The organism is Alteromonas sp. BZK5, from assembly GCF_014349115.1.
GTDB classification, from domain to species: domain Bacteria; phylum Pseudomonadota; class Gammaproteobacteria; order Enterobacterales; family Alteromonadaceae; genus Alteromonas; species Alteromonas macleodii.
In genome coordinates this window covers 59,808-77,313 of the sequence record NZ_JACSOE010000015.1, presented here as the reverse complement: position 1 = coordinate 77,313, position 17,506 = coordinate 59,808, and the positions used below count along the sequence as shown (strand labels likewise).

General features: G+C 43.9%; 16 protein-coding genes. 5 read left to right on the top strand and 11 right to left on the bottom strand.

Going from position 1 to position 17,506, the window contains the following annotated elements; all coding sequences use genetic code 11:
• The coding region (locus BIZ39_RS06550) for a 6-phosphofructokinase (RefSeq protein ID WP_187446630.1) at positions 1 to 341 on the top strand (341 nt) is incomplete at its 5' end.
• Positions 342 to 452: 111 nt separating this feature from the next.
• On the opposite strand, the gene BIZ39_RS06545 is transcribed toward BIZ39_RS06550, so the two are convergent.
• The 4 genes from BIZ39_RS06545 to BIZ39_RS06530 form a co-directional block, all read right to left on the bottom strand.
• Positions 453 to 1,280: a LytR/AlgR family response regulator transcription factor gene (locus BIZ39_RS06545; RefSeq protein ID WP_014949507.1), complete on the bottom strand. Its 828-nt coding sequence runs from the start codon at positions 1,278 to 1,280 to the stop codon at positions 453 to 455.
• A 1-nt stretch (position 1,281) separates the two neighbouring features.
• Positions 1,282 to 2,355: a sensor histidine kinase gene (locus tag BIZ39_RS06540; RefSeq protein WP_014949506.1), complete on the bottom strand. Its 1,074-nt coding sequence runs from the start codon at positions 2,353 to 2,355 to the stop codon at positions 1,282 to 1,284.
• A gap of 147 nt (positions 2,356 to 2,502) precedes the next feature.
• Positions 2,503 to 2,964: a DUF962 domain-containing protein gene (locus BIZ39_RS06535; protein ID WP_014949505.1), complete on the bottom strand. Its 462-nt coding sequence runs from the start codon at positions 2,962 to 2,964 to the stop codon at positions 2,503 to 2,505.
• 60 nt (positions 2,965 to 3,024) lie between these two features.
• Positions 3,025 to 3,708: a PilZ domain-containing protein gene (locus BIZ39_RS06530; protein WP_187446629.1), complete on the bottom strand. Its 684-nt coding sequence runs from the start codon at positions 3,706 to 3,708 to the stop codon at positions 3,025 to 3,027.
• Positions 3,709 to 3,900: 192 nt separating this feature from the next.
• Here BIZ39_RS06530 and BIZ39_RS06525 point away from each other — a divergent pair, with 192 nt between their 5' ends.
• Positions 3,901 to 5,727: a M61 family metallopeptidase gene (locus BIZ39_RS06525; RefSeq protein WP_187446628.1), complete on the top strand. Its 1,827-nt coding sequence runs from the start codon at positions 3,901 to 3,903 to the stop codon at positions 5,725 to 5,727.
• Positions 5,728 to 5,823: 96 nt separating this feature from the next.
• Here BIZ39_RS06525 and BIZ39_RS06520 read toward each other — a convergent pair whose 3' ends face one another.
• From BIZ39_RS06520 to yejK, 3 genes are all read right to left on the bottom strand, one after another.
• Positions 5,824 to 6,732 carry a M23 family metallopeptidase gene (locus BIZ39_RS06520; protein WP_014949502.1) on the bottom strand — a complete coding sequence of 303 codons (909 nt, stop codon included), beginning with the start codon at positions 6,730 to 6,732 and terminating at the stop codon, positions 5,824 to 5,826.
• Between the two features lie 38 nt (positions 6,733 to 6,770).
• Positions 6,771 to 7,646: a 6-carboxytetrahydropterin synthase gene (locus BIZ39_RS06515; RefSeq protein ID WP_187446627.1), complete on the bottom strand. Its 876-nt coding sequence runs from the start codon at positions 7,644 to 7,646 to the stop codon at positions 6,771 to 6,773.
• Between the two features lie 66 nt (positions 7,647 to 7,712).
• Positions 7,713 to 8,819, bottom strand: coding sequence for a nucleoid-associated protein YejK (gene yejK / locus BIZ39_RS06510; RefSeq protein ID WP_014979307.1), 1,107 nt, complete (start codon positions 8,817 to 8,819; stop codon positions 7,713 to 7,715).
• Positions 8,820 to 8,978: 159 nt separating this feature from the next.
• Between yejK and BIZ39_RS06505 the strand changes: the two genes are divergently transcribed.
• Together BIZ39_RS06505 and BIZ39_RS06500 are read left to right on the top strand one after the other, a co-directional pair.
• Positions 8,979 to 9,197 carry a DUF1414 domain-containing protein gene (locus BIZ39_RS06505; protein WP_014949499.1) on the top strand — a complete coding sequence of 73 codons (219 nt, stop codon included), beginning with the start codon at positions 8,979 to 8,981 and terminating at the stop codon, positions 9,195 to 9,197.
• 8 nt (positions 9,198 to 9,205) lie between these two features.
• The gene (locus BIZ39_RS06500) at positions 9,206 to 10,732 is read left to right on the top strand and encodes a DUF3413 domain-containing protein (protein WP_039227748.1); all 1,527 of its coding nucleotides are present in this window, start codon (positions 9,206 to 9,208) and stop codon (positions 10,730 to 10,732) included.
• Positions 10,733 to 11,267: 535 nt separating this feature from the next.
• On the opposite strand, the gene BIZ39_RS06495 is transcribed toward BIZ39_RS06500, so the two are convergent.
• The 3 genes from BIZ39_RS06495 to BIZ39_RS06485 form a co-directional block, all read right to left on the bottom strand.
• Positions 11,268 to 12,116 carry a putative RNA methyltransferase gene (locus BIZ39_RS06495; RefSeq protein WP_187446626.1) on the bottom strand — a complete coding sequence of 283 codons (849 nt, stop codon included), beginning with the start codon at positions 12,114 to 12,116 and terminating at the stop codon, positions 11,268 to 11,270.
• 136 nt (positions 12,117 to 12,252) lie between these two features.
• Positions 12,253 to 13,383, bottom strand: a complete 1,131-nt coding sequence (locus tag BIZ39_RS06490) for an enoyl-CoA hydratase/isomerase family protein (RefSeq protein ID WP_156078354.1) — start codon at positions 13,381 to 13,383, stop codon at positions 12,253 to 12,255.
• 59 nt (positions 13,384 to 13,442) lie between these two features.
• Positions 13,443 to 14,597 (bottom strand): acyl-CoA dehydrogenase family protein, encoded by a 1,155-nt coding sequence (locus tag BIZ39_RS06485; RefSeq protein ID WP_187446625.1) that lies wholly within the window; start codon positions 14,595 to 14,597, stop codon positions 13,443 to 13,445.
• Positions 14,598 to 14,856: 259 nt separating this feature from the next.
• On the opposite strand from BIZ39_RS06485, the gene BIZ39_RS06480 reads away from it, so the two are divergent.
• Positions 14,857 to 16,440 carry a response regulator gene (locus BIZ39_RS06480; protein ID WP_187446632.1) on the top strand — a complete coding sequence of 528 codons (1,584 nt, stop codon included), beginning with the start codon at positions 14,857 to 14,859 and terminating at the stop codon, positions 16,438 to 16,440.
• 145 nt (positions 16,441 to 16,585) lie between these two features.
• Here the strand turns inward: BIZ39_RS06480 and BIZ39_RS06475 are convergent, their stop codons facing one another.
• On the bottom strand, positions 16,586 to 17,461 hold the full coding sequence (locus BIZ39_RS06475) for an NAD(P)-dependent oxidoreductase (protein WP_187446624.1): 876 nt from the start codon (positions 17,459 to 17,461) through the stop codon (positions 16,586 to 16,588).
• Positions 17,462 to 17,506 lie beyond the last annotated feature (45 nt).

Sequence of the window (17,506 nt, the reverse complement as noted above, 5' to 3'; positions counted from 1 at the left end):
GTTTTATTGTTGTAGTAGCTGAAAACGTTTGGCCTAATGGCTTAACAGGATTAACCGAAGCTTTGCAGTATCACAATATCAACGACGTTAGGCCAGTAACCTTGGGACATGTCCAACGTGGCGGCTCGCCGGTAGCACAGGACCGACTACTCGCCACTACTCTTGGCGAATTCGCCATAAGCTTAGTAGGAAGCGACGTCACCAACATAATGGTTGGTGAAGTTAATCAGCGCCCTATTACCGTACCCCTACCCAAAACTTGGGAAGAAACAAAGCCCCTCAATCAAGCCCGGGTTGACGCTATGCGTACCCTAATGAACGAAAGGTACAGCTGCAACTAAGTAAGATGGTTCAGACGCTGTTTAACTTGAAACTTTTATAGATTGTAAAAACAAAAAAGGCGGTGCTTTATAATAAAACACCGCCTTTTAGTACTTAATGCTCAAGCTTCTTTACATCTTCATTGCCGCTTTCACTTTATCACGATGACTGCGACTCACTTTAAGTTCTGTATCATTTTGAAGTATTAAATGATATTCGCCACTAATATGGCTCACTAACTTTTTAACAAAACGGATATTAGCAATAGCTGAACGGTGCACTCGAACAAAGAACTGTGGGTTTAGTTCCTGCTCAAGTTCTTTCATGGTTTTGCGCATTATATGCATGCCATCCAGTGCGTGAACGCACATATAATCACCTGCAGCATCAATCCATTGAATGTCTTGAACGTTTACGCGCGTTACTTCTGAGCCATCTTTAATAGCCAATACATCTGGGTATGGATTGGTTTCAACCGGCTCACCATTAGCTAACTTGCGTAAAATCTCTTCGCAATCATCGCCAGTAAGTTCAGCAACAAGGCTTACCAATTTTTGTGACTGCTCATCTTGATGCTGAGTTGAGTAATATTCACGTACTTTGTTTAACGCCGCACCTAAGCGCTCGTCGTCTGCTGGCTTTAACAGATAATCTAAAGCATGCACGTCAAATGCTTTTATTGCGTAGCTGTCATAAGCAGTTACGAAAACGATCATGGGAATGGGCTGTTTTAGTTCGCGCAACTTGTGAATAACCTGAAAGCCGTTTAAGCCAGGCATTTGAATATCTAAAAACACCAAATCTGGACGATGTTGAGAAATGCTACTTACAGCCTCTAGGCCGTTCTGACACTCTGCAAGCACCTGCACATCATCATGACGCTCTAACCTGGCACGAAGGCCCTTGCGTGCTAAAGGTTCGTCGTCCACTACAATGGTTTTAATCACTTGCTTTGTCATGTTATACGTCCTTAACTTCATAGGGAATGCGTATTCTAACTCGCACGCCTGAAGGCTGATTGTGTTCTATAGAGAATGCAAAATTACGATGATAGAGGGATTGCAAACGCTCTTTTATATTGGCTAGGCCTACGCCGTTTTCTCGACTAAGTGTTCCGTCTTTGATATCTGCACCAGGGCCGTTATCGGCAACATCCATTAACAAATCATTGCCAAATGTACGTGCCGTAATCGCTATACGACCACCATTTTCCATCTTAGATATGGCGTGCTTTATTGAGTTTTCAATAATGGGCTGCAAGATCATGCTCGGCACAAGTGCACTTTCACACCCTTCATCGATGTCCCATAGTACTTCTAGACGATCATCAAAACGTACCTTCTCTATCTCTAGATAGAGTCGTAATGCCTTTATTTCCTGACCTAGCGGTACTCGCTTTATCGGGTCGTTGTCTAATGAATAACGTAAAAAGTCACTCAAACGCGACACCATCGCTTCTGCTGTATCGTTCTCTTTTAAAAGAATAAGGGTTGAGATAGCGTTAAGCGTATTAAAGAGAAAATGCGGGTTGAGTTGATAGCGCAACATCTTTATGTGAGCTTGGTGCGCCATGGTACTCGCCTTTAACGCGTTCTGCTTCTCTTTTTGAAGCATTTGGAAGTTCTTGATGCCAAAGTACACACCACTCCAACAACCCACCATTATTAGCGAGTTAATAGTGTTGGTAAAATACATATACCATTCGTCTGGGCGATATCCGTGCTTGTAGATTTCCCAGTAGTTAATGTTTTTTACCACTGCCCATAGCAAAGCAATTAAGTAGCACGACACAATCACTATGATGATCATGTTGAGCGGTGATTGCTTTCTTGCCCATCGATAGATGTAGCGAAGCGGAATGGTTAGCAACCATCCTGCATAGGCATTAAGCATGATGATGAAAACCCAAATGGGTCGAACATCATGGAGAAAAGATCCGATGTAATAAATTATAGCGAACCCTGCCCAGCCTGCACTGTGCAACGTCCAAAATAAACGTTCATTACTTTCTATTACACGCTGAAAGCGACTCACAATATTACCAATTTAAAAACTTATAAGAAGATTATACGCAAGCCTTGCCTCGACCCAAGCGCCTTGGTCGTGCCCCATATGCTTCTTGTCGCAGGGCAAAATCTTGAAATTAGACATGTTTTGGCTATATCAATTCGCTGATTAAGCTCAGTAACTGATATTCATTCTTTTCAGCCAGTGCACCCACCACCAGGCTGGGCCAACCAGCAAAAAGCGCAAATCGTCAAAAAACGAAGGCTTTTTGCCCTCGATATGATGGCCAATAAACTGCAAAATCCACATAACGACAAACAGTACAAGAGAAAATAACCATACTGAGATACTGAAGTGGTCTAGGGTATTAACTGCACCGAAACACAGTATAGTTAAGAGGGTCATTGCAGCCCCAATCGGACCAGACAACATAAAATAATAATACAATACGGGAACCGCTATGATATGCGCCCACGTTATATCGAATTGCGCTATCATTTCAGGTACCGGCAAACTCCACAGCAAACCTATCGTTACGAAATAGATGCTGGGTACGGCAATAGCATGGATGATAACGTTGGTCTTGTTTTGGTGGCTTTCACCGTACTGCATTAAAAGTCGCTCAATACTTCTCATGTAGATCCCCTTAGCCTGTTATTTTGATTATTATCTAAAGAGCACCCAACTATTGTTTTCCTACGTTAACAATGTGTGTCGGGACAACAGCGTTTTTATCAATTTTTCTTCACAGGTAAAGGCGAGCCCATAATAAACCACATCACTATCAAGCTTATGATTTTTAACTTTTGCAGTAAGCGCTACTTCTTTACCGTCCAACGAATAATTTAGCTTAACCTCAGCTTCATCGAGCATTACCGGCCAATTTGGCTTGACCTGTAACGCTACTTTGCACCCTTTTTCACTTAAATCTATGATGATCCCCGTTACGTTTTCGTCACTGGGATAAACGTCAGCTTCTAACGTCACTGCAACGCCAAGTTGAGCACGCTTTACAGCGCGAAGCCCTATACTTTCAATACGTTTTGGAAAGGTTGTAATAAGTAAGCCTGATGGCTTTGAAAGCAATTTGAGTACTTTCACTTTAAACGCAATAACCTGGCCAGTATCGCCCTCAAGCACAGAACGCACCACGATATCGTTGCCAACAGTCAGAGCATCCCTAACGGTAATCCACTTCGCCGATGTTGGAATATGAAAAAGCAAACATTCATCAATAAGCATGCCTATGTAGTCAGTCTTCACACGCTTTGGCGCTGCAGGCATAGCAATTTGTAAATCTACTGTATCGCCGGGTACCAGCGTACGCAACGATTCCAAATTATCTTCGCTTAGTAAATTGCTTTGTATTTTTTCAGCCATTTGTATTTGTTATTGCTGGATTTAATGTCATTTAACTCAATGTACGCATCAAACAAAAACTTATCAATACTACGATTGAAAACCATGTTCAATAAACGTAAAAATTGCCCCTTAGTAGCAGGCAATCTATTGGGATTAACTCAATAGGTTGATATAGTTGAGGAATAGTTTTGCTTATCTTTTCGGACGTTTATGACCTCTGCTCTTCGCTATACGTTAACTATTTCCAATTGGCGTGCCCATCAATTTACTGTCGCGCTGCAAATACCTGAGCATTCTGGCTCATCAATTGAGCTTAGCCTTCCAAGCTGGATCCCGGGAAGCTACATGGTGCGCGATTTTGCAAAAAGCATTATCGAGCTAACTGCAAACACTTCTGAAGGTCATAGTACTGAAAATGTTGGCGATAGAAGCGTTTATAGCCTTTCGGTAACTAAGCTCGATAAACAAACTTGGCGTGTAGACACTGATGGAAAACCATGTACGGTCGTTTACTCGGTTTATGCCAACGACTTATCTATTCGCTCTGCTTTTATGAACGACCAATATGCGTTTATAAATGGAACCAGTGCGTTTCTAAACGTTTCCGGCTTCGAGAATGTGCCGTGTGAGGTGGACATTGAGCTGAACGACAGCGATTCTGCAACCTCGAATTGGAAGGCTTATACGTCAATGCCTTCTCGTTGTGAAAGTACAAGCCCGTCTCGGTGGCACTTCGTTGAAAAAAATTACGATGAGCTCATTGATCATCCCATTTATGTGGGCATTGCAGACACTCACAGCTTTGAGGTTGACGGCATTACGTTTACGTTACTTTTCTCAGGTAACAACAATATTGATTATGAGCGCATAGCAAATGACTTAACGCCAATTTGCAAGCACCACCTAGATTTGTTTGGTGCTCCACAACCTATTAATAACTACCTGTTTATGACGCTGCTTGCCGACAATGGGTTTGGCGGTTTAGAGCATAAGTATTCTACTGCCCTTCTTTACCCTCGCTTCGACCTTCCTCAAGTTGGTGAAAGTGAGAAAAAAACCGACAGCTACATCACATTCTTAAGTCTGTGCAGCCATGAGTTTTTCCACACATGGCATGTTAAGCGCATTAAACCTAGCGTAATGGTGAAACCAGACTTATCTCAGGAAACGTACACGAATCAGCTGTGGATTTATGAAGGCTTTACCAGTTTCTATGATGACGTCACCCTTGCTAGAGCCGGCGTTATTGAACCACAGAAATACCTCGATATTGTTGCGCAAAATGTCAGTCGACTTTTGCAAAACGCAGGTCGCTTTAAACAAAGTGCAGCAGAAAGTAGCTTCGACGCATGGACAAAGTTTTATAAGCAAGACGCAAGCGCTACTAACAATATTGTCAGTTATTACACCAAGGGTGGCATTATCGCCCTTGGGTTAGATTTACTCCTTCGTAAACAGTCAAACGAACAAGTGAATTTAGATACCTTGATGCAGTTATTGTGGAAACACTATGGCGTGGATGAAAAAGGTACGCCTGATGACGTGATCCAAAATCTATGTACAACGCATTTTGGCATTGATGTTTCAGAATACTTAAATCGCGTGGTGTATGGCACAGACGATGTAGAATTGGCTTCGTTAGTATCTGAAATGGGCGTTAACTATGCGGTTCGTGCTCGCGTGTCAGTTGAAGATAAAGGCGGTGCCTCCTCGCTGCCTGCTATTAAAAATCAGCTTGGCGCCACGTTAAAGCCAGCTACCTTCGGACTTACGGTAATGCAGGTATTTGAAGGCCTTGCCGCTATGAAGGCAGGTATTCTTTTAAACGATGTCATTATTGGGTTAGACGGTCATATCGTCAATGCCCAGAAGCTTCAGCGCCTATTAGATAATGCCCAAACGCCAAAGGTAGAATTAACGCTTATTCGAGACGGGCGGCTTCTAACTCTGCCTCTTGAGGTAACTCAAGCAAGAAAAGAAATGGCTTATTTTGAAATCACTGATGAAGAAAAGCTCAATCAGTGGCTGGGGAAATAACACCGCCCAGTAGCGTAAAAACTAAAAAGGCGCTTTGAGAGTTTACCTGAAAGCGCCTTTTTCTTTATGACTGTTAAAGCTAAATCAAATTAATGGTTACTGTTCAGGCGACCCCGAAATAATAGTCTGTGGGTCTAAACGAGTGTTGCCCAAATTAATACGCCAATCCAGATGCGGGCCTGTAGAGCGCCCTGTTGAACCTATTGTTCCAATCTGCTCGCCTTGCTTAACGGTTTCACCCACTTCTACCGTTATAGTGTCCATATGAAGAAACGTTGAAAACACGCGCATGCCGTGGTCGAGAATCAAGGTGTTACCCGAATAATAGAGATCATCAGCCATTGTTACCACACCATCAACAGGTGCATACACAGGCGTGCCCGTTTCATTGGCGATGTCCAAACCATAATGCGGCCATTTCGGCACGCCATTTAGAATACGCTGACTACCGTACACACCAGAAATCACGCCTTTAGCAGGCCATTCAAACCGGGTGAATAATGCATCTAAATCAGTATTACCGCTTCGCGCGTTAGCTACGTTGATATTGTCTTGCTTAATACGCGCCGTCACTTCTGCTGGCGGAGAAACCATTTTTTGCTCTAGCCCGTCAATTCGCTGAATGTTGTATTCGCGTTTTTCAAGGGTAATGTCTCGCTGCCACTTTTGGCCGTTGTCTAATTTTACAACCAACGTTTGCTGCAGTGGCGCTTCCCGTTCAAAGCCAACAACAAATTTTCCGTCTTTGTTGGTTTGAACAGTTTCGCCATTAAGCGTTACTTTGGCCCCAGCGGGAGCTTGCCCGCGCAGTAAGGCGCCTTGCGTAAACTTACCGTTCAACACAACGTTTACTTGCTCTTGACTAGATAACGCTTCGTTTTGGCCGTTTAACTCTACATCTGCGTAAGCAAATGGCATAGAGGCAACTGTGCTAATTGCCACTACACAACTCATTACACGAGATAGTGCGCTATGCAATGCGTTTCTTGAAAGCGTGAATGCCATAGTTGTTTCCTTTCCCTATAACGAGCTGTGGTCGAATGTTAACCCTTTACTGTGGCGCCTTTACCTACGCCCTCATAAGCGATAACTTGGCAAACGCCGTCAGGCGTGCGTTTCTTCTGCTCTTCAAGCAGATACTGCGCCAAACACTCAACTGTTGAGTCGGTTTCGATGACTTCACACTCTGACTTAGGAATTAATAGTTCAAAATAGCCCTGTGACGACTCGTAAGCAAAACAGTAGTAATCCGCTTCATTTGAAACTTGACCTTTAAGCTTTCTGTCGCTGTACGCTATTTCGTCTTCACGGGTGGCTATATAGATGTCGGCCCAACGGTCAGCCCAATACTGCTGACTTTCAACACACACTTTGCCGTCAAGGATAATATCGATTCGCGAACGGTGACCGTGCGCTATACGCTGACAATTACCGTCGTGCTTTTTAAGCCCGTGGGTATAGTGATAATACGGAGAATTAATGACTTCCTCACGTAAATGCAGCGTGATGTTTTCAACGTTTTCTGGAAGATGAGTCGCCAATACTTCTTTTAAGTAAACGCCGACAGATTCCATGTTTATCTCATCAGAATAAACAAATGCATACGCTTCAGCGGGGCAATGTAACATGATGCTACGCCCATCAATGCAGGTAAAGCGCGCTTCTACCTGTTCAGAATCGTCGTCGTGAATAACCTCTGAACCGCTGTATTCAGCAGGTACAAGCAACTTGTGATCAACATATTCGTCGATTAGTCGCTTTAAGTTCTTTTTCACGTGACCAAAGTCTTGAACCATGCTCTCTTCGTTGAGCTCACCGTCCAAAATCACATCGACAATCCAGCTTTCCCCTACCATGCCGCGTTTTGCGCAAAGGTAAGAGAAGTCCATCACTGTCAAATCATTTACAAATAATTGCATAACACCCTTGAATCGAGTTTATATTCTACTAACTAGTATACGTTTTTTATTTTTGCTTCGCAGCGACTAGTCCATTGAAGATTGGCGATTAAGCTGATCTTTTAAATTAGGTGGAATTCCACGGATTGTTAGCGTATCCGTAGCTGGGTCGTAAAATACCCGATCGCCCATTAGTTTGCGTTCGAAGCTAAGCGATATACCACCGCCCTGACCGGTAAATTTAGCAAGTTGTTTCAGCGCTGCAGGGTCTGGCTGAATTTCTTTTTCAAGCGGTACTTCCATAGACTGTGTAAACGCAGAAAAGTTACTGCTAGTTTCTTCATTTTGTGGAAGTCGGTTAGCCAGTTCATCTACCGATAAACTCTCGCCCGCATCAATCTTTTCTTTAAAGTACGATTTAACTTCTTCTCTATGCTGGTGCTGCTCTTGCGGGTCTAGTGACTCACTGGCTAGGTAGGCATCAACTGTAGAAATCAATTGTTTATTTTGCTGTTTAACATCAACCAGCTCTTCGCAGCCTACAAACTGCATAAAGAAGTCTGATACCTTACGTCCCATTCTACCTTTAATAAAACTAACGTAACGCTGCTGTTCTGGCTGAATATCCCACTGGGTTAAATCGAACCGCACAGCGAGCTGCATTTTTGCTAAATCCAAGTGTTCACGCGCAGAAAGGTCTAAAGAGTTTGTCACTTCAACGTGCGAGCGGGTATTTAACAATGCAATCATCAAATACTGTGTGGCTAAATACTCATACTGGCAGAAAATAAGAAAACCGGTCTCAACCGTACCCGTTTCTGCCAAAGTGCGAACTAAGCGATTGGTCGCTGATACCGAAAACGCATGGAATGCATCTTCAACGTTATCCCCCGCCGCTTTTTGAATATCCATGTATTGCTTAAGGCCTTCCGCGAACTCTGCTACGTTCTCGGTGCTTTTTTGCGTAGTCGCTTCGCCTTCTTCGTTTTCCACTTTTGCTTCACGGGTAACTTCCGTCACGAAGTGGCCAACCCCTTTTCCAGGTTTAGCATTGAAACTGTGGTTTATTTGATGGGCAAGAAGCTCGATTTCCGGAGTAACAGCTAAGCAGTTGTCACGTGGAATTGCTTCAATTTTCTCTTCTTTGTTTACAATCAAACGATGTACAACAAAGTGATGAATCAGTGCACTCATAGAGTATCGGGTGTCCTGTTGCTTAAAAAGTGTCAGAAATATCCAAAGAATTGCGGGATTTTAGAATGAATGATTGTACTCACTCAAACAACGATTATAATCATTTTACGTGTAAAACCATTCTTTTTATCAAAGAAATCATAAAAAAGAGGCGTAGCAATGCCCCAACAGAGCCGCTATAGCAACGACGAATTCGAAACGCTAATGAATAACGTTATTCTAACCCTTGAAGAAGGCGGTGCAAACCGCGATCTTTCACTTATGGTGTTAGGAAATGTCATTACGCACATTTTAAATACTCAGGTAGCCCCTGAAAATCGCGAAGCCATGGCAACGCAGTTTGCCGACGTACTCAAGAAAAGCGTTAAAAATAGCTAAGGGATTGCATGATACTTGCCGAATCACCTCGTCGCCAGCGTGTTACTAAACTGGTAAATTGGGGGCATTGGTTTGCCTTGGCGAACATTATCATCGCCATAGTTATTGCCTCGATTTTTGTTTTCTCATCACCTATGCCTGGCACAGGTGTCGGCACCTTGTATCTTCTAGCCAACTGGTTCGGCCATATTGGTTTTATGACCTTTTTTGGCTTTGTTATTTTTATCCTCCCTCTTTGCTATTTGGTTAACAACCCCAGAGTCATAAAGGTCAGCGCGTCTATTATTGCAGCTGTGGGGCTAGCGCTCTTGGCTTTCGATGCGTTGCTATTTAATCGCACAGGCTTCCATATTAGCTTTCACGCCGCGGATTTACTGCGCAGTGAAGCTCAGTCAACAATGGCGATAGAAAGCTGGCAACAGTGGGCATTTTTATTTCTTCTGTTTATCGTTTGGCTTGGCTTCCAGCTGGTCTTAGCCAATGCAATCTGGAAACGTGTCGAACGCTTCACTCGCCATAAAGTGGGCATCCCTGTTACTACATTTTTTGTCAGCTGTTTTGTTACCAGTCACGCTATACACGTGTGGGCTGATGCCAAGTTGTATCAACCTATCATCAAGCAGGACAACATGTTTCCGCTTTCTTACCCTGCTACCGCTAAGACTACAATGTCGCGTTATGGCTTGCTTGACTTAGCGGCTTATGAAGAACGAAAACAACTTCAGTTCAACCCTGATATTCACAATATTACTTACCCAGCCGAGCCGGTTTATTGTTCTATTGAAACTAATAGAAACTTAACCGTGGTTGTCCAGACTGATAACGAACAGGTGGTGGACTTAAGTAACATTAAGCGCAACACCTTAAACAAAGTAGCCAATTACTATTCGACGGCCAGCAGCATAGAAGGCTTAATGACTACTACTCTATTTGGTGTTCCCGAAATATACCAAGACGCTTTATCTCAAAAGCGTCCGGTGTTATTAGCACTTCCATTGGGGTCTGGCATGCCGGTCTCTATTCACAGCGATGAAGCGTTGCCTTTGCCTCAATTAGCGGGATATTTGCAACCACTGAGCAACAATCATGATGGTTTGCATATTGCGTTTTTGAAGAGTGCTGATATCGAAAGCTATGTGAAAAACACGTTAGCGCGTAAACACGATGTGATTGTTGCAACTGGCTTTGGTAGCGAAAGTGGCAAAGGCACGCTGTACAGTACCCTTAAACTGAATGCTAGCTTAGCCAGCACGGAAGATTTAGCGCCTACCATTTTAGGAGCATTGGGATGTAACGCCCCTGCTACGTTTTATTCTACTGGCCAAAGCTTACTTTCTCCTTCAAGACCATGGCTAGTTAGCACCTCTGGTGAACGCATTGTTGTGTTCCATGACAATAAACGTACTGACGTACTTAGTAACGGCAGCTATGAAATAAGCGACATGGCGACCGGCAAGCGCAGCAAAGAAGCGCTAAATGTCGATTTATTAAGTCAGGCTATTAAACACCTATCACGATTCTCAACACAGAATTAAAATTCTGGCGGCAGACTAAGGAAAGTCTGCCGTTAAGCGCTTCGGTGTTATGTACAACCACCCAAGATAGGTTACGCATAACCACTCATCTAATTGTTTTGCATAAATAATCTAGAAAACCAGCACTTAACGAAACACCGGCCCAAACGGGTTCTCGCAACATACTGTGTTAAGGACGCAAACTAATAAAGACTATAGTTTTAGGCCATCTAGCTAGAGGTGTGGATGCCTACCCCCCATTGAATCCGATGGGTAATCCACTATGTACCAATCCGCAAAGATAATTGATCGCTCAGAAGGCGCTGGCAAGTTTCCTAGCGAAGCGTGGGAATGCAGGAATGGCTATTTCCTTTCAAATTCCCAGAATGAAGCTAGGAAGCTTGCCAGACCTTCCCGAAGGGCGAGTTTAAAATGTCCGTACACTTTGTTGTGTTACCTCGATGTAGAACCACTATACCTGCGGTAACACGCCGCGATTACGAACATTTTAACTCTCGCTGAGTGGGTAATGATCTATGCGGACTGGTATTAAATATTACTGTGGTGTTTTTTGCCATAGCTGAATATGGAAGTCTGCGGTTACGGTTTTCAACGTTTCAACAATCTCATCGATTTTGCCGTTTGGCAGTTTCCAGTAAAACGGCGTCATTCTGATAAGTGCCAGCGCATGTTCTTCGCTTTCGAAATGGATAGGAAAGGAAAAGCATTCATTGCAAACCCGTGTAAGCCCATCTCGTTCTTGGTTGTCGATTTCATGCTGTCTTGGATTGTCGTACACCTGCTGTTTAAGCTCAAACAGGTGTTCAGGCGCTGGATCGACCGTCACTAAAAGGCCATTGTTTTTAAGAGCCCTCACATATTCTTCATTACTCCCAGGTGCGAAAACTTGAATCATCACGTCTTGCGAGTTACCGCTTAGGGGTAAATCGAAACTGCTAGCAACAACGAACTGTGATTGTTTGTATGCTTTAGCTGCCAGCTCTACTGCGATTTTGGCGATATCGCTACCTGCTCCTTCAACCTTTAAACCACTCGCTGAAAGTCCTTGTACCATCGCATCCAAGTAACTCCCCTCACCACAACCCGCGTCATAAACCTTTATGGCATTCTTTGATGCTTCTTCATTGGCTGCCGTTTCATTTAGTACCTTTTTCACCAGCGTCACTAATTTATCTTTCAACGGCTTATAGGCATTTAATTGGTGGAATTCCCTTCTGGCTCTCACCATTGCTTTGTCGTCACCCGGAAGTTTCGATTTTTTAAATTGAACGGGCAAAAGGTTAACGTAACCAGACTTCGCTTTATCGAAGGTATGGTTGTTTTCGCAGCGAATAGGCGTTGTATGTAATGAGATAGGGAGTTTACAAAGTGGGCAGTGCCACATGACAGGTTCTTTTTACTGAGAATTTGCCGTAAAGGATATCAAACCCGACACCTTTACGGCAATAAGCGTAACAACATCACACGCCGAGTTAACACTAATACCGGGCGCTTTCGTACTTATTTGGAGAACTTTTACACTACAGCTTTGCCAATGGATGTTGCTCTTCAGCCCATGGAGAAGTGAAGAAATGTGCTATTGCGCTTTGCGGCACTTCATCTACTGTTTTGTATTTCCACTGTGGTGACATGTCTTTATCAATCAAAAGCGCTCTTACACCCTCTTGGAACTCACCACTTTCTCCACATCGACAGGACATATCAGCTTCCATTCTAAAACAGTCAGCCAACGTCATATTCGCACCTTTCTTACATTGCTCGAACACCAAATGCATAGTGATAGGAGAACCTTTGGCTAAAGTGCTTTGCGCTCTTTGTAACCACTTATTCTCACTCATGTCTGCGTTAAGAATGGCATGAACTACGTCGGTAACATTGTCAGCCGAACACAAGTCATTAATAAGTGCCATATTCGGCTCAACGTTGCCATTGGGAAGTTCTTCAGGCGTTTTCATTGTGTCGATAATGTGCGAAACACTAGAAGCCAAACTTTCGCTGTCGGTCTTTTCCCACGTGTATTCTACAAGGGTATTAAGCAAAGTGTCTTTTTCGGTACTCGCCAGCAAACTGTCTGCAAGCCCTACAAAGCAAGCATCGGAGCCATTCATTTGGCCGCCTGTTAGACCTAGGAAGAGACCTGCTTTACCTGGTAAGCGAGGTAGAAAATAGCTTCCGCCTACGTCCGGGTACAAACCTATCGTAATTTCCGGCATAGCAAGACGAGAGGTTTCGGTTACTATTCGATGGCTTGCACCGCATAGAAGCCCCATGCCACCGCCCATAACAATTCCACTGCCCCATACAACAATGGGCTTACTGTAATTGTGAATAGTATAATCTAGCGTGTACTCAGTTTCGAAAAATGTTTCTAAGAAAGCTGGAATTTGCCCATTAGCTTCCACCATCGATTTGTACATAGACACTATGTCACCACCGGCGCAAAATGCCTTCTCGCCAGCAGCATCGATCACAACAGCTACAATATCGTTGCGAGACTGCCATCGCTGAAGCGCGTCAAGCATGATGCCAGCCATTTCCAAATCCAATGCATTTAATGCCTTTGGCTTGTTAAGCGTTAAACGGCCTATTGTGTAGTCGTTGCTAGACGTCTTGATTTCATCAACAATGACTACCGATTCCACATCTGTCATTTTCACTCCTTCCCATAGTCCATTAAATCGTGCCCGAATTAGTTCGTTAGCGAAGTGTACTACAGTACACTTCTCTCATCTGACAGCAAACGTCTACCAATGATAACGCGCATAATTTCATTGGTGCCTTCCAATATTTGATGTACGCGAACATCTCTGAAGTGACGCTCCAAAGGATATTCTTTGATATAACCGTACCCGCCGTGTAGCTGAAGGGCATCGTTACATACATTGAAGCCAACATCTGTCGCGAACCTTTTCGCCATAGCGCAATAGGTGGTTTTGTCTGGGTCGTTATTATCCAGCTTACAAGCCGCCATACGTACCATTTGTCTCGCTGCAACAAGCTCAGTAGCCATATCAGCTAATTTAAACTGTAATGCCTGGAAACCTGCAATAGGTTTACCAAACTGCTCACGTTCATTCATGTAGTCACGCGCAACGTTTAGCGCCTGCTGTGCAGTTCCTACCGAGCAAGTTGCAATATTAATTCGGCCGCCATCAAGCCCTTGCATGGCCATTTTAAAGCCTTGTCCTTCCTCGCCAAGTAACAAACTAGCATCTAATTTCACGTTATCGAACGTGATCATACGAGTGGGCTGTGCATTCCACCCCATTTTTTCTTCGGCTTTACCGTACTCAATCCCGTCGGCATTAGCCGGTACCGCGAATGCAGATACGCCCTTAGGACCATCTTCCCCTGTACGCGCCATTACAACAAGAACATCCGTACTGCCAGCACCAGAGATAAACACCTTAGACCCGTTAAGGACATACCCACCGTCAGCTTTCGTCGCCTTTGTTTTTAGCGACGCTGCATCAGAACCAGCGCCAGGCTCGGTTAGGCAATATGATGCCAGCTTGTCACCGGTTACCAGTTGGTCACACCACGTATCTTTAACTTCACTGGTGCCCCAAGTGGCAATCATCCACGTTGCCATGTTATGTATGGTTAACATAGCTGTAGTCGTGGTACATCCCATTGAAAGCTGCTCGAAGATTATGGAGGAATCGAGCCTGGATAAACCCAGCCCACCTGCACTCTCAGGCGCATACAATCCACAGAAGCCTAATTCACCCGCTTTCTTTATTGCTTCTACTGGGAAGTGATGTTCTCTATCCCACATAGCGGCGTTAGGTGCTAGCTCTTGCTGAGCGAATTGACGGGCGGTGTCTTCAAAGGCTAACTGGTCATCGGTTAATTCAAAATTCATTAGGCATACCCTCAATTGATTTGCTTTTGAACTACAATAACCAATACTTACCCCTTACGTAAACGTAAAGGTAAATTTTTATTTAAAAATATTGAGGGTTAACGTAAATATTTTGTGACGAGAAATGCTGTTTCTTTATAGACTCCAGCACGAAGCAGAAAAAAGTTATCCTTTTTAATAATGCACTTTTATCTCGCCGCTGATAAGCTAGGTTGATGTAAGTAAACCTTGTTTGGTCGCCGTGGAATTCAGAATAGCTATAGTAGAAGACAATGCTACTGCTCGGACTGCGCTTCGAGGACATTTAATGTCAATTGCTAACTTATCGGTAAGTAGCTTTGCATCTGGTGTAGAACTGAAAGCGGCACTTAAAAAGCAAAACTTTGAACTCCTGTTAATGGACTATCACCTAGGTCAAGGCAAAACAGGCGTGGAATGGATCCAGAGTTTAAGAGAGGCAGGCTTTATAAGACCTAGCACAGGCATTATTTTCTTAACGTCTGATCGCTCACCGCAAATTATTGGCCGTATAATGGATTTACAGCCTGACGTTTTGCTTATTAAGCCATACACCATTGCTTCACTAACCCGCCAAATTAACCATTACTTAAGTTATCGAGACTTTGTTAAAAACGTATTGCACGCGCTGGATAACAAACAACTTGACCGAGCAATTAGTGTCGTTAGAGCTAAGATCACCGAAGGCATTCCTCCTCGGCTTGTTGCTGAAATTAGAAAGCTTTATGCGCGTCTTCTTTTCGAGAATGGTGATTTGCAACGAGCGTTGAGTATTTATGACGACGTGTTAACCCGCTCTGACAAAGTTCTTTGGGCACAATGGGGAAAAGTAAAGTGCCAGTACGCTTCGGGTCAATGGCCACATTGTAAAAGCCATTTGAGCCAAATGGTTAACTCTAGCTTGGCTCGCGACAAGGCATTTGAATGGCTTGCATCCATATCATTTGAACAAGACTCCTACGATCAAGTAGAAAAATACTTAAATGAAATTAAGTTTAGTGAATTAAGCCTACCAGCTGCAAAGTTAAAAACCATTGCCTATCAAAAGCAGGACAAGGTTGTAGAAGCCATCGATCTCTTACAGAAGAAACGGGCTATGCATCGCAGTGCAAAAGACAGGTTCAATGACTTTACGTTTGAGCTCGCTGAGTTCTATTTGTTTCTTGCAGAAGAGTCGCCTGAAACCAATAGAAAAGAAAGCTTGTCTCAGGCTAGAAAATTAGTAGGCATTGCCGGAAGAAGTCAGGGCGACCCGCAGACTTTACAAAAAAGAGACTACCTTTTGGCTTTCTCGGCTGTGCTGGACGGCGACTTAGAAAAAGCAGCACATTTGCTTGAAAGCGACTACGTCGACAATTACCTTCGTACTGAGCCGTCTATCCTCGTTATTGCCGCAAAAGTACATCACGGTCTTGGAGACGAACGTAAAGCTGGTGAGTTACTCTTGATGGCTAAGCGCAAAAACGCGGAGTTACAAGCTATTTCAGAACAGGTTATGAATGACGAGCTGATTTTTTCGGGTGGAGAAAGGTTAGGTTTAAATCACGAACAGGCCATTTCTATAAACGAGGCCGGCACACAACTCTTTATCGAAGGCTTATTCAACAAGGCAATGAGGCATTTTTATGATGCTTTCCAACTCTCCCCCGATACCGCAGCATTTGGCCTAAACCTTCTTCAGTGCATGATTGAGTCAGACACAGGTGTTTACCGAAAATTTAACGTCAGACAGCTACTCGACAAGATAATGTCACTCCCCTTGAGTGACGTTAACAAGGCCCGTTTGGAACAGCTTACCCTATCTGCTCAAGAACAGGCGCTGTAATGTTTAATTAGCAAATTACTAAAGCAACACCCATAACCTGCGTTATGGATAACAACGCACCGCTTCCAGAACGTCACTGTTTTTCGCTGTTTATTACATCTTATTGTAAAACAGCGGGCCTTTTATTCTTGTTAGTCTGTTAGCGTTATTTTAGTCGGGTAAGTAAACTCGATGTATCCCAACGGCCGCCACCAAGCTTTTGAATATCTGCATAATATTGATCAACAAGTGCCGTTAGCGCCAAAGTCGAACCGTTCTTACGCGCTTCATCCAATGCAATACTTAAGTCTTTACGCATCCAATCAACAGCAAAACCAAAATCAAAGCTGTTATTTAGCATAGTGCTGGCTCTGTTTTCCATCTGCCACGACTGAGCTGCGCCTTTGCTAATAACATCGACAACCGCATTACAATCAAGCCCAGCACGCTGGCCAAAATGTAGTGCTTCAGCCAAGCCTTGTACAATGCCGGCAATACAAATCTGATTCATCATTTTTGCTAGTTGACCGCTGCCACTCTTACCAAGTAGCTGACTGTGTCGTGCATAATGTGCCATTACCTGCTCAACCGTGCTGTATACGTCTTCATCGCCGCCCACCATAACGGTCAGCTGCCCGTTCTCAGCCCCAGCCTGGCCACCAGAAACCGGTGCATCCAAGAAGCCAACTTGCTTATCTTGGCAGCTTTTATATAGTTCTCTGGCAATATCTGCTGATGCAGTCGTATGATCGACCAGCACACTGCCCGTCTTCATCACTGCTAACGCCTGTGTGCCCACATCTCTTACATCATTGTCGTTACCCACACACATAAATACGATGTCAGCGCCTTCACACGCCTGCGCAACGGTATTGCTAGCACTGACTTTAGCGTCGCCAGTGTTATAGGTTGTTAGCCAATCCTGTGCCTTTTGAGAGGTGCGATTATAAACAGTGACCGAATAGCCAGCTTTGCTCAAGTGCCCTGCCATAGGATAGCCCATTACACCCAAGCCCAAAAAACTCACTTTCAAATTACTCATACAAAATATACTCTAGATACTTAACAAAGATGGTTGGATTACCTA

What these genes read in the sequence shown, in the direction of transcription:
- BIZ39_RS06515 (WP_187446627.1), bottom strand. Translation starts at nt 7,646, where the DNA reads ATGCAATTATTTGTAAATGATTTGACAGTGATGGACTTCTCTTACCTT.
- BIZ39_RS06495 (WP_187446626.1), bottom strand. Translation starts at nt 12,116, where the DNA reads ATGTGGCACTGCCCACTTTGTAAACTCCCTATCTCATTACATACAACG.
- BIZ39_RS06500 (WP_039227748.1), top strand. Translation starts at nt 9,206, where the DNA reads ATGATACTTGCCGAATCACCTCGTCGCCAGCGTGTTACTAAACTGGTA.
- yejK (WP_014979307.1), bottom strand. Translation starts at nt 8,819, where the DNA reads ATGAGTGCACTGATTCATCACTTTGTTGTACATCGTTTGATTGTAAAC.
- BIZ39_RS06525 (WP_187446628.1), top strand. Translation starts at nt 3,901, where the DNA reads ATGACCTCTGCTCTTCGCTATACGTTAACTATTTCCAATTGGCGTGCC.
- BIZ39_RS06535 (WP_014949505.1), bottom strand. Translation starts at nt 2,964, where the DNA reads ATGAGAAGTATTGAGCGACTTTTAATGCAGTACGGTGAAAGCCACCAA.
- BIZ39_RS06490 (WP_156078354.1), bottom strand. Translation starts at nt 13,383, where the DNA reads ATGACAGATGTGGAATCGGTAGTCATTGTTGATGAAATCAAGACGTCT.
- BIZ39_RS06485 (WP_187446625.1), bottom strand. Translation starts at nt 14,597, where the DNA reads ATGAATTTTGAATTAACCGATGACCAGTTAGCCTTTGAAGACACCGCC.
- BIZ39_RS06520 (WP_014949502.1), bottom strand. Translation starts at nt 6,732, where the DNA reads ATGGCATTCACGCTTTCAAGAAACGCATTGCATAGCGCACTATCTCGT.
- BIZ39_RS06530 (WP_187446629.1), bottom strand. Translation starts at nt 3,708, where the DNA reads ATGGCTGAAAAAATACAAAGCAATTTACTAAGCGAAGATAATTTGGAA.
- BIZ39_RS06545 (WP_014949507.1), bottom strand. Translation starts at nt 1,280, where the DNA reads ATGACAAAGCAAGTGATTAAAACCATTGTAGTGGACGACGAACCTTTA.
- BIZ39_RS06505 (WP_014949499.1), top strand. Translation starts at nt 8,979, where the DNA reads ATGCCCCAACAGAGCCGCTATAGCAACGACGAATTCGAAACGCTAATG.
- BIZ39_RS06475 (WP_187446624.1), bottom strand. Translation starts at nt 17,461, where the DNA reads ATGAGTAATTTGAAAGTGAGTTTTTTGGGCTTGGGTGTAATGGGCTAT.